The sequence below is a fragment of the Streptomyces sp. S6 genome, assembly GCF_054880855.1.
Genome location: NZ_JBTYMC010000141.1, coordinates 1 through 16,814, shown reverse-complemented (window position 1 = coordinate 16,814; position 16,814 = coordinate 1). Strand labels below are relative to the sequence as shown.

The 16,814-nt window shown below is 70.3% G+C and carries 12 protein-coding genes and 2 pseudogenes; 8 read left to right on the top strand and 6 right to left on the bottom strand.

Going from position 1 to position 16,814, the window contains the following annotated elements:
* Positions 1-885: pseudogene (locus tag ACVNF4_RS20205) on the bottom strand (hypothetical protein); the annotation flags it as partial.
* A gap of 125 nt (positions 886-1,010) precedes the next feature.
* Here ACVNF4_RS20205 and ACVNF4_RS20200 point away from each other — a divergent pair.
* Positions 1,011-1,640: a hypothetical protein gene (locus ACVNF4_RS20200; RefSeq protein WP_461804247.1), complete on the top strand. Its 630-nt coding sequence runs from the start codon at positions 1,011-1,013 to the stop codon at positions 1,638-1,640.
* Between the two features lie 66 nt (positions 1,641-1,706).
* Here the strand turns inward: ACVNF4_RS20200 and ACVNF4_RS20195 are convergent, their stop codons facing one another.
* Positions 1,707-2,984, bottom strand: coding sequence for an MFS transporter (locus ACVNF4_RS20195; RefSeq protein WP_461804246.1), 1,278 nt, complete (start codon positions 2,982-2,984; stop codon positions 1,707-1,709).
* An 82-nt stretch (positions 2,985-3,066) separates the two neighbouring features.
* Between ACVNF4_RS20195 and ACVNF4_RS20190 the strand changes: the two genes are divergently transcribed.
* The 3 genes from ACVNF4_RS20190 to ACVNF4_RS20180 all read left to right on the top strand — a co-directional run bounded on the left by ACVNF4_RS20190 (position 3,067) and on the right by ACVNF4_RS20180 (position 6,385).
* Positions 3,067-4,026, top strand: a complete 960-nt coding sequence (locus tag ACVNF4_RS20190) for an ArsR/SmtB family transcription factor (protein ID WP_461804245.1) — start codon at positions 3,067-3,069, stop codon at positions 4,024-4,026.
* Between the two features lie 796 nt (positions 4,027-4,822).
* Positions 4,823-5,326: a glutathione peroxidase gene (locus tag ACVNF4_RS20185; RefSeq protein WP_461804244.1), complete on the top strand. Its 504-nt coding sequence runs from the start codon at positions 4,823-4,825 to the stop codon at positions 5,324-5,326.
* A gap of 96 nt (positions 5,327-5,422) precedes the next feature.
* A complete protein-coding gene (locus ACVNF4_RS20180; protein ID WP_461804243.1) occupies positions 5,423-6,385 on the top strand; it encodes a MerR family transcriptional regulator in 963 nt (320 codons plus the stop codon).
* A 192-nt stretch (positions 6,386-6,577) separates the two neighbouring features.
* On the opposite strand, the gene ACVNF4_RS20175 is transcribed toward ACVNF4_RS20180, so the two are convergent.
* The 3 genes from ACVNF4_RS20175 to ACVNF4_RS20165 form a co-directional block, all read right to left on the bottom strand.
* Positions 6,578-6,763, bottom strand: a complete 186-nt coding sequence (locus ACVNF4_RS20175) for a DUF397 domain-containing protein (RefSeq protein WP_461804242.1) — start codon at positions 6,761-6,763, stop codon at positions 6,578-6,580.
* Positions 6,764-6,927: 164 nt separating this feature from the next.
* Positions 6,928-7,809 carry a helix-turn-helix domain-containing protein gene (locus ACVNF4_RS20170; RefSeq protein ID WP_461804241.1) on the bottom strand — a complete coding sequence of 294 codons (882 nt, stop codon included), beginning with the start codon at positions 7,807-7,809 and terminating at the stop codon, positions 6,928-6,930.
* Between the two features lie 322 nt (positions 7,810-8,131).
* Positions 8,132-8,893: a GOLPH3/VPS74 family protein gene (locus ACVNF4_RS20165; RefSeq protein WP_461804240.1), complete on the bottom strand. Its 762-nt coding sequence runs from the start codon at positions 8,891-8,893 to the stop codon at positions 8,132-8,134.
* Positions 8,894-9,154: 261 nt separating this feature from the next.
* On the opposite strand from ACVNF4_RS20165, the gene ACVNF4_RS20160 reads away from it, so the two are divergent.
* The 3 genes from ACVNF4_RS20160 to ACVNF4_RS20150 all read left to right on the top strand — a co-directional run bounded on the left by ACVNF4_RS20160 (position 9,155) and on the right by ACVNF4_RS20150 (position 14,807).
* Entirely contained in the window at positions 9,155-11,788 is a 2,634-nt protein-coding gene (locus ACVNF4_RS20160) for a D-alanyl-D-alanine carboxypeptidase (RefSeq protein ID WP_461804239.1), read from the top strand.
* A 182-nt stretch (positions 11,789-11,970) separates the two neighbouring features.
* A complete protein-coding gene (locus tag ACVNF4_RS20155; RefSeq protein WP_461804238.1) occupies positions 11,971-13,836 on the top strand; it encodes an MFS transporter in 1,866 nt (621 codons plus the stop codon).
* 137 nt (positions 13,837-13,973) lie between these two features.
* On the top strand, positions 13,974-14,807 hold the full coding sequence (locus tag ACVNF4_RS20150) for a hypothetical protein (RefSeq protein ID WP_461804237.1): 834 nt from the start codon (positions 13,974-13,976) through the stop codon (positions 14,805-14,807).
* A 1-nt stretch (position 14,808) separates the two neighbouring features.
* On the opposite strand, the pseudogene ACVNF4_RS20145 reads toward ACVNF4_RS20150, so the two are convergent.
* Positions 14,809-15,528 (bottom strand): annotated as a pseudogene (locus ACVNF4_RS20145) (hypothetical protein); the annotation flags it as partial.
* A 456-nt stretch (positions 15,529-15,984) separates the two neighbouring features.
* Here ACVNF4_RS20145 and ACVNF4_RS20140 point away from each other — a divergent pair.
* On the top strand, positions 15,985-16,814 hold an 830-nt coding region (locus ACVNF4_RS20140), incomplete at its 3' end, for a hypothetical protein (RefSeq protein ID WP_461804236.1).

The window sequence follows — 16,814 nt, the reverse complement described above, 5'->3', positions numbered from 1 at the left end:
GGAGAGCGCCGCGCGGGCCGCCGCCGCGGCCATCGCCGCCGCCGTGACCCGGCCGATCCGGACGCGGCTGATCGCCCGCCAGGTGCGGCTCGTCCCAGCAAGCGGTTCCACGAGTTCTCCCTCTTCGGTGACGCGGGTGCCGTCGGGCGAGAGGAGGCAGTCGAGGCCGACGCGGACGCCGTCGAAGCGGGTGAGCGCGTTGTCGATGCCGAGGACGGGCTTGTCGGGGAGGCGGCGGACGGTGACGCCGGGGACGACCGTGCCGTCGGGGGCGGTGAGGTGGACCAGGAAGGCGTACGGGCCCCGGTCCTCGCCCCACAGGATCAGGCGGGCGAGGACGATGCCGAAGCGGGCGACGCCGGCGAGCGGGGGCGGAGCCGTGCTGGACATGAACTTGACCGCCGTCGAGGCGGGGGTGTTCAGCACGAACTCCCTTGTCTCCGGGTCGAATTCGGCGATCGTCTCGATGTGGACGAGGTCGCTGCCGTGGCCGAGTTCGGTGACGACGTACGAGCCGACCGCACGGCCCGCCAGCATCCGGCGCCGGGTGCGTTCGGGTTCGCCGGACAGCGGGGAGTACTCCGTCAACGTGCCCAGCGCCAGGTTGACTTGGACGCTCAGCAGGAGCGCGAGGTGGGGGTCCACGGTCGTCGCCCACTCGTGGAGCGTGACCAACTCCCTGATGTCGGTGGCCGCTTCCATCGGCCGCAGTCTCGGCAGCAGCCGGAGGTACCGCTCGTACGCGCGCCGGCCGGGGTCCGTGGGCCTCGTCCGCCAGTCCTGCGCGAACAGGGGTTGCGTGAACAGTTCCCGGTGGTGGCGGTACGCCTCCTCCTGCCTGCCGGCGGACAACATGACTGCGATCTCGTCGGACATCGCGTTCATGGGCTCATGGTCAGGGCGGGTGTCGAGTGCGTCAAGTGCCCGTGGTACGGCCGATGTTGCCGGTGGGGAGCGTTTCGCTGGTCGTGCGCCCCGCGCTCGGCATGTCCGCCCGGCATAATCCAGCCATGTTCTCGGAGCGGTCCCTGGCGGCCGATGTGCTGGCCGTCGGGGCGCCGTATCCCCTCGCCCTGTCGGGTGGGTGCGCGTTGCGTGCGCACGGGGTGGTGACGTGGTCGGGTGCGCTGTGCGTGGCCACCGAGCATCCGTCGCGCCTGGAGTGGATCGCCTCCCGACTCACTGTGGGGCTGGCCGATTTGGGGTGGGACACGCAAGTCGTGGAGAAGGGCCCGCTGTTCGCCCGCCTGACGGCCGACGGGGTCGGCGTCTCCCTCTGCAAGGAGGTCCTGTGGCGGGCCCCGGTCGAGACCCCCTCCGGTCTCGCCCTCTCCCTCCCCGACGCCGTCGGCGTCAAGGTCCGCGACTTCGTGCGCCGCGGTTACGCCCGCGACCTCGTCCGCGTCGCCGCCTGCGCGGAGTTCTGGAGCCGGCCCGAGCTGGAGGAACTCGGCCGCCGCCACCTCCCCGATGGCCTCGAACTCCCTGACCTCCAGGGCCGGTTGATCCGCACCGAGTGGCTCGACGACGCCGAGTTCACCGGCTGCGCGGACGTGGACCGGCTGCGCCGCTGGGCCCAGTCGTGGGCCGACGACATCGGGGAGCGGCTGTTGGAGGGCGGGGTGCCGGAGGAGCGGTGAGCCTCGGACCAGGAGGTTCTGGAGGGCGGCGCTCGTCCAGGTGCTCCGTTCTCGCCGGGCGAGTGTTCAGCGGAGGGCTTCTGGTTCTTCTCCCCCTCGACGCCGGCTTCGGCGCCCGCCGTCCCCGCGGTGCAGGGCGAGGGTGGCGGCCACCGATGCCGTCGCCATGACGGTCATCGCGCTTGCGGGGCCGGTGAGTTGGGCCAGGGAGCCGGCTGTCGCGGCGGACAGGCCCTGGAGGGTGAGCATGCCGGAGGAGTGCAGGCCCAGGGCGTGGCCGCTGAGTTGGGGGGGCGTCAGGTGCATCAGGCGTTCCTGTTGGACCAGGCTCGCGCCGAAGCCGATCGAGGCGAGGGTCGCGGCCAGGGCCGTCACCGGGAGGGGTGGGTGGAGGGCGAAGGCGGTGTAGGGGGCGGCCAGGAGCAGGAGGAGAGGGGTTGCGGCTCTGCGGCGCACCTCGGGGGTGAGGACCCGGCCGACGGTGACGTCTCCGATGAGCATGCCGAGCGCCGCGCAGGCGAACAGTGTGCCCGCCGCCGTGGGGTCGTAGGGGACGAACAGGGATTCGCAGCCGACGATCAGGCCGTTCGGGATCCACAGGCCGAGGTAGGTGAGGCGGCGGGGGCGGTCCGACCAGAGTTCGGCGTTCGTGCGCCAGGTCTCCGACGGGGTGGGGCGGCCGGTGGTTCTCGGGGGGCGTTCGGTCAGGCCCGTTCGGGTGGTGAGGGCGGAGGCTGCGTACAACAGGGCCGCGAGCGTGAGGACTTGGGGCGGGCTCACGATCGTCAGGAGCAGGCCTGCCGTGGCGTAACCGCCGATCTGCATCAGGCCGTTCATCATGTTGAACAGGGAACGGCCCGTCAGATAGGCCCCGTTGGGGAGGGTCTCGTTCAGCAGGCCCCAGCGGACTCCGCCGCCGAGCGCCGAGACCAGGCCCTGGAGGAGGAGCACCGCGAAGACGGCGGGCAGGGGGAGGGCGGGGAGCGCGATCAGGGCCGTCGTCGCGGCGAACGTCAGGGAGAGGGTCGTCAGGGTCGTACGGGGGCGGAGGCGGTCGGCGCCCGAGAGGAGGAAGGCGGCGCCGAGGACCTGGGTGATCGACTGGCCGAACATGCTCAGGGCGGAGAGGAGGGGGGAGCCGGTTTCGCGGTAGACGTGCGTGCCGAGGGCCAGGCCGGCGAGGGTCTGGGCGGCGGTGTGGGTCGCCGTGGAGAGGAAGAGGGGGGTGAATTCGGGGGTTCGGAAGAGGGAGCTGTAGGGGGTGGTGGTCTTGGGTGGGGGTTGCGGTGCGGGGTTCGCTGTGGGGGTGGGTTCGGGTGGGGGTGCGGTGGTGTCGCTCGGCATGGGTGGAGTGTCGGGGTGGGGGGATCGGGGTCGTTATCGTTTCGCCGGTGCGCGAAAGAGTGTGGGGGGATCGGAGAGGTTCGTGGGGGTTTGGTGGGTCAATGCGGACACGATCGCTCGGAGTCGGTTCGTGCTGTCGCCGTTGGCCGAGACCTTTGCCGGGTTGCAGTTGTTGCATGCCGGGGTGGGGCGGCATCCGGGGGAGAGCCGGTGGCTGGACGCGCACCTTCCCGCGTACCGGTCGAGGCTCGCCGGCGATCCCGTCACCGCGTCGCTCGTGCGGGCGGGGCTGGGGCGGGACTGGATCGCCGATTTCCTCACGCCTGCCCCTAGGGGTGGGGAGGACTTCACCACCGAAGTCGTACGGGTACGGGGGGTGGGGGTCGCCGAGTCCCATGCGCATCTTCGGCTGGCTCTCGGGGGTGACCTTCCCCGCGTCCTCCTCCGCGACGACCTTCCCGAGCGGGCCGCGTCCCTCATGGAGTGGGTGTGGGAAGCGGCCGTCCAGCCGTACTGGGAGCGGAGGCGGCGGGTCCTCGAAACGGATGTCAGCGCGCGGCTCGACCAGGTGAGCCGCGGGGGCTGGGCCGCCGTGCTCGACTCCCTGCGGCCCGGGACCCGTTGGCTCGGTGAGAGCCGGTTCCAGGTCAATCACCACGAGTATCCGCCTCGGGAGATCTCCGGGGCCGAGCTGATCTTCGTACCCGTGACCCCTCAGACCGGGTGGGTGGCCTGGGAGGAGGCGCTGCGGTACGCGGTGGTGTACCCCTGCGCCGGGGCACTCGCGGAGGAGCCCGACTCTGGCCAAGTCGGCGCCCTCGACGCCCTGTTGGGGGCCGGGCGGGCTCGGGTCCTCCTCCTGCTGGAGCAGCCCACGAGCACAAGCCAACTCGTCGCGGTCACCGGGCAGGCGCTGGGGTCCGTGGGGCGGCATCTGCGGGTGCTGCGGGATGCGGGGCTGGTGGAGCGGAGGCGGGTGGGGAGGTCGGTGCTGTATGCGCGGACGGGGGTGGGGGATGGGGTGGTGGGGGCGGTGAGGTGAGGGGGTGTGGTGGGGGCGGGGTCGGTGGGGCGATGCGTGCGGGTGGGTGGGTGGGTGCGGGTCGGTGGGCGGCTGGGGTGGGAGGCCGCTTGCCCGCGCTGGCGGGGTGCCGCTGCGCCCACCTGTGCCGCCCTATGGGGGTACCTTCCAGGCCCTTAGGGCACTGGGGGTGGCGCGACCGGACGGAGCTGGGGCAGGGGAAGAGACGCGGCTGCGGGTGGGAGGCGCGGCACGGCCCGCCGGGGCTGGGGCGGGCAAGGAGACCCGGCTGCGAGTGAGTGGGAATGGCACGACCGGCCGGAGCTGGGGCGGAGGAGGAGGTCGCGTCCCGCGAGGTGGCGTGAGCGATCATGCGCTTCGCCCTCCGGTATCAGGCTCGCGACGATCTCTCCGTCGGCGCGGCACGCGAAGTGGCCCGGTCGACACCGGGAGTGCCCCGGCTGGTCGAAATATCCGGCATGACCTGCGAGTTCCGGTCCGTTGATCGGCTACGCCACCCGGCGGGACGTCGTCGAGGAGGAGACCCGGCTGCGGGTTGGTGAGGGTGGCGCGACCGGCCGCAGCTGGGGCGGAGGAGGAGACGCGGCTGCGGGTGGGAGACGCGGCACGGCCCGCCGGGGCTGGGGCGGACAAGGGGACCCGGCTGCGAGTGAGTGGGGATGGCGCGACCGGCCGCAACTGAGGGCCGACAAGGAGACCCGGCCGCGGGACGGTGGGCGGCGCGGTGCGGTCGGGTGTTGTTGTGCAGGGCCCGGTGGGCGGGAGCTGTTCAGGGAGCGGCGTTAGCATCCGGAGCATGACTATCAACGCCACCTCCCCCCTCCAGGTCGAGATCGATGCGCTCAAGGGTGGGTCCGCGGAGCTTTCGCGGTATGCCGGACAGGTTGTGCTCGTCGTGAATGTCGCGTCGAAGTGCGGGCTCACGCCGCAGTACTCGGGGCTGGAGAAGCTCCAGGCGCGGTACGCGGAGCAGGGGTTCACCGTTCTCGGTGTGCCGTGCAACCAGTTCCTGGGCCAGGAGCCCGGCAGCGCCGAGGAGATCGCGGAGTTCTGTTCCGCGACGTACGGCGTGACGTTCCCGATGACCGAGAAGGTCGAGGTGAACGGCGAGAACCGGCACGCGCTGTACGAGCGGCTCGTCGGGTTCGCCGATGCCGAGGGGCACACCGGCGACATCCGCTGGAACTTCGAGAAGTTCCTGATCGGCCGGGACGGCACCGTCGTCGCCCGCTTCTCCCCGCAGACCGAGCCGGAGTCCACGGACGTCGTCACGGCGGTCGAGGCGCAGCTCGCGGGCTGAGGACGAGGCGCAGTCCACTCCCGTTGACCTTCCCCTAGGGGCAGACCCCAGTCTCCTCCCACCGGGCACTCCCGCCCGGTGACGGAGGATGACGGCATGGACGACGTGAACGACGTGGACGACGGCGTGGACGAGGAACTCCTCAGCATCGGCCTCTTCGCCGCCCGCGCCCGGCTGTCCGCGAAGGCGTTGCGGCTGTACGACCGGCTGGGGCTGCTGACGCCCGCCCGGGTGGACGGCGTCAGCGGGTACCGGTACTACCAGGAGAGCCAGATCGAACAGGCCCGCCTGGTCGCCCTGTTGCGCCGCCTGGACATGCCGCTCGCCCGGATCGCAGAGATCGTCGAAGCGAGCGGCACGGGCACCGGGAACGGCACGAGTGCCGGGACCCGCGAGGACCCCGCACAACTCCTCGACGCCTACTGGTCCGAGGCCGAGTCCCGGCACGCCGAACGCCGCGCCCTCGCCGCCTACCTCCGTCGCCGTATGACCCAGAGCCACCTGACTGGAAGGCGCCAGGAAATGACGGAGACGACAACCCCGTACCCCGAGTTCAAGGTCGAACTCGTGGAGATCCCCGAGCAGTTGCTGCTCACCGAGACCCGGCACATCCTCGCGGACGAACTCCCCGTCTGGATCCCGGCCGCCCTGGGCCGGCTCGAAGAGGCCGCAGCGTCCTGCGGCGGCCTCACCGCCCACCCCTTCGTCGCCTACCACGCGGAGTCCTCGATGGAGAGCGACGGCCCGGCGGAGGCGTGCGTACCCGTAGGGGACGAGGATGCGGCGCGTGCCTGGGCCGCCGCCCAGCCCCGTACCCGTAGTACCCGCACCCGCCTCGAACCCGCCCGCCGCCTGGCCGTCACCCGCATCACGAAGGCCCAGGTCGCCCACCCCCAGATACTTGGGGCGTACGAGGCGGTGGAGGCGTGGATGAAACGGGAGGGCTGGTCGTACGACGGCCCGTGCCGGGAGATCTACTTCACCGACTGGGACGCGGCGGGCCCGGAAGACCCGGTGTGCGACGTGGCGTTCCCGGTGCGGCGGGCGGCCGGCGGGTGAAGCGCGCGCTGTCTGGAGTTCACCGCGATCGGTGACAGGGCCTGATACGCGCCGCAGTCCGGCCGGAACCCCCGGGACACGCCAGGGGCGGCCCTGATCAGGCGTGCTCGGCCGAGGGCACAAGCCGAGCCCCCTCGGCAAGGACGGCGATCTCGTCGAGAGGGCTCTCGGTGGTGCTTGTTCAGTTGAGGGTTACTTGACCGACTCCACGAAGGCGGTCCACATGTCGGCGGGGAACGTCAAGTCGGCGCCCCCGGGAAGCTTCGAGTCGCGTACGGCCAGCGCCCCGGAAGGCGACCTCACCTCTACGCACTCGCCGTTCCCGCCCGAGTAGGAGGATTTGACCCACGTAGACGTGGCCCCCTGGCGAATTGCCATGTGCACTCCAGTAGTTCGTTCCGTTCGCGGCGACACGGTTGATCGTCGACGCGGTTCGACGCTACTCAGAGCCCCCTGCCTCAGGGGTAGTCGTTCGCTCGTTCTGGTGGCATATTCCTGGATCATCCCGCACTCGGACACCCGGCACGGTACAGTGCCGGGTTTCAGCGCGCGTATTCCTTCGCCAGGGCCTCGATGAAGTTCTTGGACTGCTCGACGTTGTGGGCCTGCGCCCTCAGGTGCTCGTACATGAGGGTGTACGTCTGAAGGTCGTGATGCTTCTCCAGGTACAGATCGCTGGTGACGCCCTCGATGTAGACCACGCTGGAATCGGCCAGTTCGGCGAACTCCAGGATCGAGTAGCCGCCGGTGATACCCGGATGGGCCCCCGCGTCGAACGGCATCACCTGGATGGTGACGTGCGGGAGCCGGGACACCTCCAGCAGGTTCTCCAACTGCTCGCGCATCAGCTGCCGGCTCCCGACGACCCGGCGCAGCACGGCCTCGTCGATCACCACCCACAGCCGCACCGCCTCCTTGATCTCTCCGGTGACGGAGTGGACCTGCTCACCGAGCCGCCCCTGCCGCCGCAGCCTGACATCCACCCGCTTCTCGATGTCCTCCAGCGAACTCTCCGGCAACGCCCCCTTGATGACGGCCGCCGCGTACTCCGGGGTCTGGAGCAGCCCGGGGATGACCTGCGGCGAGTACACACGGATACCCGACGCGTCGTCCTCCAGCCCGATGTACACGCTGTACGGGATGTCCTTGAACGCGTACCACCACCCCTGCTGCCGCGACTCCCTCGCCATCTGCATGAGCGACTCGATCATCCGCTCGTCCTCGATCTCGTACACCCCGCACAGATCCCGGACATCCCGCGGACTGATACTCCGCCGCCCGTTCTCCAGCCGGCTGATCTTCGACTGCGAGACCAGCAGCCGCTTGGCCACCTGCTCGGCGGTGAGGCCCTTGGACTCCCTGAGCTTGCGCAGCTCCAGACCGAGCCGCCGCCGACGCACGGTCGGATTGGTGTTGGACGGCATGTGACGTGCACCTCCGGCTGAATGCCTGTTGATACTTTGTGTATCTGCTGCTGAGCAGATTGCCACCAACAGGCTTATTACCGCCGGGAAACCCCGGATATGCAGGCCACGCCCGCAAGTTGAGGGATACTGACAGATTCGGCCGGTTCCGGTGACCTGCTCAACTGCACGCTGGTGCAACCGTTTTCGGACATGCGTCCGCGCGGGGTGGCGTACCGTTTCGCCTTGATCGGCGAGACGGAACACCACCCCGCGCGTGCGCGCGGCTCCCGAACGGGTCCGGTGGGGCGCGGAGTTGCGAGATGTGTCGTGGAACTGCGGCTCAGTGGGCCACGACACGCGCCATGGTGGCCGACCGGCGTGGCTGCGCCGGGACCCCGTGGGCCGCTTCCGCGGTCGCCCTGGCGGGTGGCGCGGCCTGGCGGCCGGCCGGTGCCGGGGCGGGTCGGCGTGGCTGGACGGCCACACCGTTCTGGACGTCCATCACGGCGTGCGCCACGAGGCCGCCCATCGGGTCGTGCCTGATCAGGTCCCGTAGCCGGGAGCGGGACGAACGTCCCTCGTTACCCGGGTACAGGTGCTTGCCGAGGCCGACCGCATGTGCGAGCGCCGCGAGCGCCGCGGTCCGCGGGTCCGGCGGGACGCCGGTGCGGATCGCGGAGTCCAGCCGGGACCTGATCTCCCGGCTGATCGTCGTCTCCGTCGCCTGGTAGCGAGTCGTCGGCAGCACCCCGCACATCTGTCCCGGCACGGCGGCGACCATGCCGCACCGCTCCAGATGCGAGAGGTACGTCTGGCGGAGCCCCAGGCGGGGTCCGCCGATCCAGTGGACCGCGCGTACCGGGGCGCCGCGCCTGCGCAGCAACTCCAGTGCGTGGTCCAGTGTCGGATCACCTGTCGGCCGTGGTGCCACCACGGCGATACGATCCCCGTCAGGGGCTATCCGTCCGGCCAGCGCCAGCTCCACTAGCTGTGCTCCGGCCAGACCGAGGTCGAGCGACTGCGGCTGCGCGGTGGTACCCGTGGTCGGGTCCAACGCCAGCAGCAAAAGCTCTTCCGGAATGGTTCTGCGGCTCCTGCCCATCCATGCCTCCCCGCGTGGATGAAAGACAGGGTGACCCCTCTCACATTCATCTGTCGAGGGTGCGTGACCTGTTTGTAAGGGAACCGGCAGGTATGTCGTTCTCGTCTACCGCAGGGGCCAAGCGCTCCACACAGGACACTGGTACACGGTTCGGACAGCGCAGGCGCCGTCCGGGCGACGGGGTGCTGAGAGTCTCGGCAACAGGTACACGGTTCGTTTCGCAGCCGTACGGCAGGGCGTGCGGCGCATGAGGAGGCATCGGTGGCGGGCGAGTCCCCCGACAGGTCCAAGCAGCACGAGTCGTCACGACCGACGCGGGTTTCCGGCTCCCCGGTTCCCGATCCCCGCGTCCCGTCCGCCCCCGAGGCGGATCCGCACGGGGGCGTCGACCTCGCGACCCGGGTGCTGACGTTGCCGAAGGACGGGGACAAGGACAGAGGAACAGACCCCGAGGAAACCCCTGAGGGCGGGTCCGACGAGGCTTCGGACGCCGGGAGTTCACCGGCGACGGCCCCGCACGACGAGGACGCCAACAACTCGGACGCCGAACGTGACGACGCGGACACCCCGCGCAACGGCACCGAACAGGCCGACACCACCGAGGGCGGCAAGGGGGCTGAGGCGGGCCCTGAGGGCTCCGGAGAGAGTGAGGCCGGGTCGGGGGACCTCGGGGGCGCACAGGGCGCTCAGGGGGCTTCTGGGGGCGCCGAGGAGGGCTCGGAGCGGACGCCCGAGCCCCGCGACGCGGACGAGGACAGCCCGGAGGCCGATTCCGACGGCCCGGGGGAACACCGTCCGGCCTCCGCCGCCGCGAAGCCGGACGCGGACGACGCGGACGACGCCGTCGAGGCCGACTCCGTCCAGGAGCCGGGCGAGCCGTCCGGCGATGAGGACAACTCGGCGCAGGACATAGCCGCTTCGGACGACGCCGACACCAACTCCCCGGCGAGCGGCACCGACTCGGACGAGCACGTCGCCGACCCGGACGAGGGCGCCGCCGAATCCGACGAGAGCGACGGCGACAACTCCCCTGCGGACAAGCCCGCTTCCAAGGCCGAGGGGAAGGCCGAGGAGCCCGACTCCCCCACCCCCGAGCCGAAGTCCGAGGCCGACGACACGGACGCCGACGGCGACCCCCACCCCGTCGACCAGCCGACGGCGATCTTCAAGGCCGTACGCCCCGAGCCGCACGTCGACCAGCCGACGACGATGCTGAAGCTGGGCGACGTGCCGAAGCCCGCTGTCTCGGAAGAGAAGCCCGGCACCACCGCCCCCGCGACCGGCACCGGCGACGCGGGCAAGGCCGGCGCCGCCTGGACCTCGGCCGCCCCGAAGAAGCCGGACGCCGAGAAGAAGCCGGACGCCGAGAAGACCGGCCCCGGCGAGGACGAGCCCGCCGCCACCCCCGGCACCGCACCCCGTAAGGGCGACCCCACCCCTAAGGGTGACCCCGAGCGGACCAGCACCTTCGTCGCCCTGAAGCCCCTGGACGACCCGGCGACCCGGAAACCCCGTACGACCCCTACGACCTCGGAGGGAGCCGCGACCACGACGGCCACCACCGCGGTCCCCCAGGTCGGCCCGGAGCGCACGACACAGCAGCCGCTCCCTCCGAAGCCCCCGCTGGACCTGCTGGCCGAGCTGACGAACACCCCGCCCCCGCCGCCCACCCCCCTGCGGACCCTCGCCCGCCGGGTGAAGATCTGGACCCCGCTGGTCGTCCTGCTGGTGGTCGTGTTCGCGATCGCGCAGATGGTCCGCCCGCTGCCCGCCCCCACCCTTCAGCTCACCGCCGAGAAGACCTACTCCTTCGACGGCGGCAAGGTCGACGTCCCGTGGCCGGCCAAGGGACAGGCCGCCCTTGAGGTGCAGGGCATCGGTACCTTCGGTTCCTCCGGGGAGCAGAAGCCCGTGCCGATCGCGAGTGTCGCCAAGGTCATGACGGCGTACCTCATCCTGCGTGACCACCCCCTGAAGCGTGACGCCAAGGGCCCGATGATCAAGGTCGACCAGACCGCCCAGGACCAGGCGTCCGCGGACGGCGAGTCGACCGTGAAGGTGACGGCCGGTGACGAGATCTCCCAGCGTGAGGCGCTCCAGGGCATCCTGATCGCGTCCGCGAACAACATCGCCCGCCTGATGGCCCGCTGGGACGCCGGCTCCGAGCAGGGCTTCGTGGCGAAGATGAACGCCGCCGCCAAGGAGCTCGGCATGACCGACACGACGTACACCGACCCCTCGGGCCTGAACGACACGACCGTCTCCACGGCCGTGGACCAGGTGAAGCTGGCCAAGAAGGCGATGCAGGACCCCGCCTTCCGCTCGGTCGCGGCGATGATGGAGTACTACGACTACAAGGGCGCCCGGCAGGGCAACTGGAACCAGCTGGTCGGCAAGAACGACGTGATCGGCATCAAGACCGGCACCACCACCTCCGCCCGGGGCAACCTGGTCTTCGCGGCGACGAAGGAGATAGGCGGCGAGACCCGCACCGTCTTCGGCGCGGTCCTGCGCCAGCCCGAAGGCGGTTTCGACAACACGATCCTCCAGGGCGCCCTGTCCGCGGGCGACAAGCTGATCCGCGCGGCGCAGGAGGCCCTGAAGTCCGCGACGATCCTCAAGAAGGGCGACGTCGTCGGCTATGTGGACGACGGTGTCGGCGGCCGTACCCCCGTGGTCGTCACGAAGGACGTCACCGCCGTCGGCTGGGCCGGTCTCCAGGTGAAGCTCTCCTTCGCCGCGGGTGATCTCCCGCACACCGCGAAGGCGGGCACCCAGGTCGGCACCCTGACCGTCGGCGACGGCGGCTCGGGCGGCGCCGTACAGGTACCCGTAGCACTCAAGAGTGAGTTGGCCGAGCCCGGCTTCGGGGCGAAGCTGACCCGGATCGGCTGACCCGGGACAAATCCGCAGCCCGTCGGCTTGTACCGCCCGGTACCAGCCGGCGGGCTGCGTGCTAGCGTCACGAAACGGACACGACTCGACGGCCGCTCACCCTGCGGTCGTCCCCCTGCGGTCTTACGGGACGAGCCCGTAGGGGACGAGAGAAGAAGACGGGACACGGGGAGTGCCTACAGGTGGCCACAGCGGAGCCGACACGCGACGACACCGGCCCGGGCCCGGACTCCGGCCCGCGAATACGGCTACCCGTGCCGCAGTCCGGCTCACCTGACCGGCCGGCCGCCGTCGGGCCGGGCCGCCTGCAAAGACTCTGGGCCGCCCCTCGCGCCGTGCGGACGCGGGCCTGGCTGCTGAACCACCTCGTCCTCTCCATGACCGTCCTCTCGGCCGGTCTGCACCTGCTCTGGTTCTTCACCTTCGCGAACAGCGGTGGCGATCTGGCCGCGCAGGACGCCTGGGCGGAGTTCGTCGGCCGCCACCCCGACTCCGCGTACAACCTCGCCTGGTACGGCGGCATGCACCCGGTGTCGTACAGCGTCATCTCGCCGTACCTGATGTCCGTCCTCGGTGTGCGGACGACGATGATGATCGCGGGGACGCTCTCCGCGGGCCTCCTCACGCTGATCCTGCTGCGCTCGCGGCCGGTGAAGAACCCGGTCTGGCCTGCGCTGATAGGGGTCGTCTCGTTCCTGGCGAACGCGGCGAGCGGGCGGGTCACCTTCGGGCTCGGGAACATGTTCGCGCTGGGCGCGGTGGCCGCCGTGTTCTGCTGGCCGCACAAGTGGCGGTACAAGCGGTGGGCGAAGGCGCTGGCGGCGGCGCCGCTGGCCGCGCTCGCGACGATGTCGTCGCCGGTCGCCGGGCTCTTCGTCGGCCTGGTGGCAGTCGCGCTGTTTTTGCAGAAGCGACGTCCGGGGGCCTGGGCGCTGGGGATCGCGCCGACCGTCGTCGTCGGCGTCTCCGCCTGGCTGTTCCCGTTCTCCGGGACGCAGCCGATGTCGATCGGGTCCGCGTCGCTGCCGTTCGTCTACGCGGTGATCGTCTTCCTCTGTGTGCCGAAGGACTGGAAGACGGTCCGGATCACGGCGGCCGTGTACGGGCTGTTCGTGCTCGGCGTGTGGATCGTCAGCTCGCAGATCGGGTCCAACATCACCCGGCTCGCGATGGCGTTCGGCGGGGTCGTGGTGATGTGCGCGCTGCCGTTCGCCGTGCCGCGCAGCCGTAAGTGGTACGCGCTGGTGATCGCGGCCGTGGGGTTCGTGGTGTGGGTCGGCTTCAAGTCGGTCGACGACGTCGTACGCACCACCCCGGCCGCGTCCTGGGCGCGGGAGCTGGCGCCGCTGGTGAACGAGTTGCAGCAGGTCGGCGCCGGTAAGGGCCGGGTCGAGGTGGTTCCGGCGCGCTCGCACCGGGAGGCGTCCGCGCTCGCGCCGTACGTGAACCTCGCGCGCGGCTGGAACCGGCAGGCCGACATGAAGCGCAACCCGCTCTTCTACGACGACACCCTCAACTCCGCGAACTACCACGAATGGCTGAAGCGGTGGGCCGTCCACTTCGTCGTGGTACCCAAGGACGCCCCGGACGGCGACGGTGCCGAGCGCGAGCGTGAGCTGGTCCAGCGGGGTCTGCCCTATCTGAAGCAGATCTGGGGCGACGCCAACTGGCAGCTCTTCCGCGTCAACGACCCGGCGCCGCTCGCCGAGCCCGACGCCGTGGTCCAGCGGGCTGAGCAGGGTGAGATGACGATCGACGTGAAGCGCGCCGGCCGTGTCCTCGTCAAGATCCCCTACTCCCCCTGGCTGAGCATCGTCGACGCCCAGGGCAAGAGCCTCAAGGCCCCCCAGGAGACCGAGGCTTCCAAGCACCGCGAGGAGGGCGAACCGAAGGTCTACGAGAACCTCCACGGCTGCCTCTTCGAGACCGAGGAGGACACGGAGGGCGACAAGTGGACGATGCTGGTGGCCCCGTCGGCGGGGATCTACCGGCTGGCGGCGCCGTACCAGCTGCCTCGGGGGACGCCTTGCCCGGACGAACTCAAGTGAGGGTTCGGTGGAAGTGAGGGTTCGGTGAAGTAGCGGACCCTCACCGCCTGTCAGGGTGATGACCCGGCGAAGAGCCGGTTCCTGGGCGGGAGTTCTGCTTGGGTGTCCGAAGGCGGGTGAGGCATCGGAGGCGGGCGATGACAGGTGACGTGCACAACGGCATCAAGGGCGGCGAGTTCCAGGGGCCGGTCGTCCAGGGCCGTGACATCGGCAGCGTCGTCGTCCATCCGCCACGCCCTCCGTACCGCGTCCGCAGACGTCATCTCGCCGTCGGCGCCGCCTTGTTGACCGCCCTCACGCTGACCGGCGTGTATCTGCTGCGCGGGGACGGCGAGTCGGAACTCACCGCCACCGTGGAGACGACCGACTGGAAGTGCCCGGACTCGGCGGTCGTGCCGGGGCTCAGGCTCGGGGCGGACGGGATGAAGCCGCTGCCGGAGTTCCCGAAGGACGGGGTGCGCGCCTCCGGCTCGTTCAAGGCCGGTCTCCAGAGCAGAGACGACAAGGAGTTCCTCCTCACCGGGGCCCGGGTGCAGATCGTCGCCCGGCGTCCGCCGGTGCACGGCACGCACGTCCAGAACGCCTGCGGCTCCGCGGTCCCCCGCCGGGTGTTCGACCTCGACCTCGACCGGCCGGTGCCTCAGCTCGTCCCCGCGAAGGTCACGGACGACCGGCCGGACGAGGAAGGCGTCGAGACCGTCACCGACTGGCCCTACCAGGTCAAGGGCGGGGACCCCGAGTACCTGGTGATCCGGCCCAAGTCCCAGCGCTACGACACGGAGTTCCGCATTCTGCTGGACTGGACGAGGGACGGGCACAAGGGCGTGCTCGTCCTCGACGACCACGGCAAGCCGTTCCGGGTCACCGCCACCGCCGCCGCCGATCCGACCTGTATCACCCTGCGGCAGGACCTCCCCGGCACCCCGTACTGGCTGTCGCCTGCCAACTCCCCTCAGTGCCCGAAGACTTGAGTCACCTCAGCTCCGCCACGTACCGGTCCGTGCCGGGGACCGTCGGGATGAACGGGGCGATCAGCTCCACCCTGCCGAGGCCCGACTCCGTTACGCGGGTGCCGAGTTCGGCGTAGTGGTCGGCCCAGCCGTCGCGGGGGTCCTGTTCGAGGAACCAGAGGAGGGTGAGGCGGGTGTCGACGCCCTCCACCTGCTTGACGTACGACATACGGTCCACGGGCAGGGGGGTGGGCCGGAAGATCGTCACCATCGCGGCGGGGGATCCCTTGAGGGTCTTGGGCAGGTGCCGGGTACGCAACCACTGGAGGAGTTCGGCCCGCTGGGAGGGCGACTCCGCCTCCAGGACCTCCAGGATCAGCCCCTGGTAGGGGTGGTCCAGGGCGTGGAAGTCGCGGGGGCCGGCCGCGCCGTCGCGGTAGACGGTCGTCTCGTGGTCCTGGAAGGCCGTGAAGACGTGGGTGCGGTCCTGGTAGACGCGGGCGTCGTGGTTGAGGCGCTTGTTGATGGCGACGGTCCAGCGCATGTGGTCGGCGTAACGGCCGTCGGTGATCCAGTAGGTGGTGAGGTAGCAGCCCTGGGTGACCGGCTCGGCGATCGCCGACTTCTCGGGGACACGCAGGAGTTGGAGGTCACGGGTGGCGACCCAGCGGCGGCCCGCGTACATCCAGGGCATCGCCATCGCGCCCGCGTAGAAGTGGTCGTCCTCGTACCAGCGGTTGTAGGTGCATTTCGCCCATCAGCCACATAACCCCTGTTCAGGGCACCACTCTTTGACGCGGACACTGCGGCGGGGTCGAAATGGGGGCGTCTCGGCCATGCGGTCGACGCCGCCCGGGTCGCGCATCTATCTCGTAACGGGTGGACATATCAACCCATAGGCGCCACACCGCCCCGCTCGACCGCCCAAGTATTGCGCGTTACAGACATGCATATGACTCCAGGTATGACTTCTCTCCCGCCCGAGGCAGTCACGCCTTCGACACCCCGTACGCATCTCGGTGGCAACCGGGGCGACCGCACATAGGGGACCCCGACGACAGGACGAGCGGTCCATTGCGCACGGCGAGGCGTGGTCATTGATCCGCCTGCCGACTTGCCGCGCGCGATCACTGAACTTCACAAAGAGTCGAGCGATACACCTCTCCCAATCTGATGCTTCGTCAGCTAGACCGGACCCATGACAGACGACGCGACGCGCGCAAACGAAACTCGCAGCGACCTGTACGCCGAACTGGCCGCGGTAGGCCCCTATGGAGCCGACCTTGGGCACGCCCTCATCACCATGGTTGAGCCGCATCCCGGCCGGGAGCGCGAATACAATCGCTGGTACGAAGACGACCACTTCATCGCTGGCGCGATGGCTATGCCGTGGATGTACGCAGGGCGCCGCTGGGTCGCCACGCGGGACCTGCAACTCCTGCGCTATCCCGAGAAGTCCGCCGTCGCGCAGCCGGTGACGGCCGGGTGCTACATATCCGTCTACTGGATGACCGCCGGCCGCTACGCCGACCACATGCGCTGGACCGTCGGCATCAACAAACGTCTCAACCGCGACCACCGCGTCTTCCAGGACCGCACTCACGTCTTCACGGCCTTCCAGGACCATGCGGCGACGGTCTACCGCGACGGCGACGGGGGTCCTCGCGACATCCACGCCCTCGACCACCCCTACGCCGGGCTGGTGGTGCAGGTCGTCGACGCCGGCTCCCCCGCCAGGCGCGGCAACCTGCTCGCCTGGCTATGTGACGACCACCTTCCGAAACGGTTGGCGGGCTCACCCGCCGCGATGGTGACCGTCTTTGCGCCGACCCCGCTGCCCTTGGACCGGATGTCCTATGTCAAGCAGGTCGAGGGGGTCGGGACCCGGCTGACCTTGCTGTGGTTCCTCCAGCAGGACCCTCGCGACAGCTGGCAGGACCACTTCGCGGACCTGGACGCAGCCGTGGCGGCTTCGGGGCTGGGTGACGTGCAGTTCGTCGCGCCGTTCATCCCCACGGTGCCAGGAAC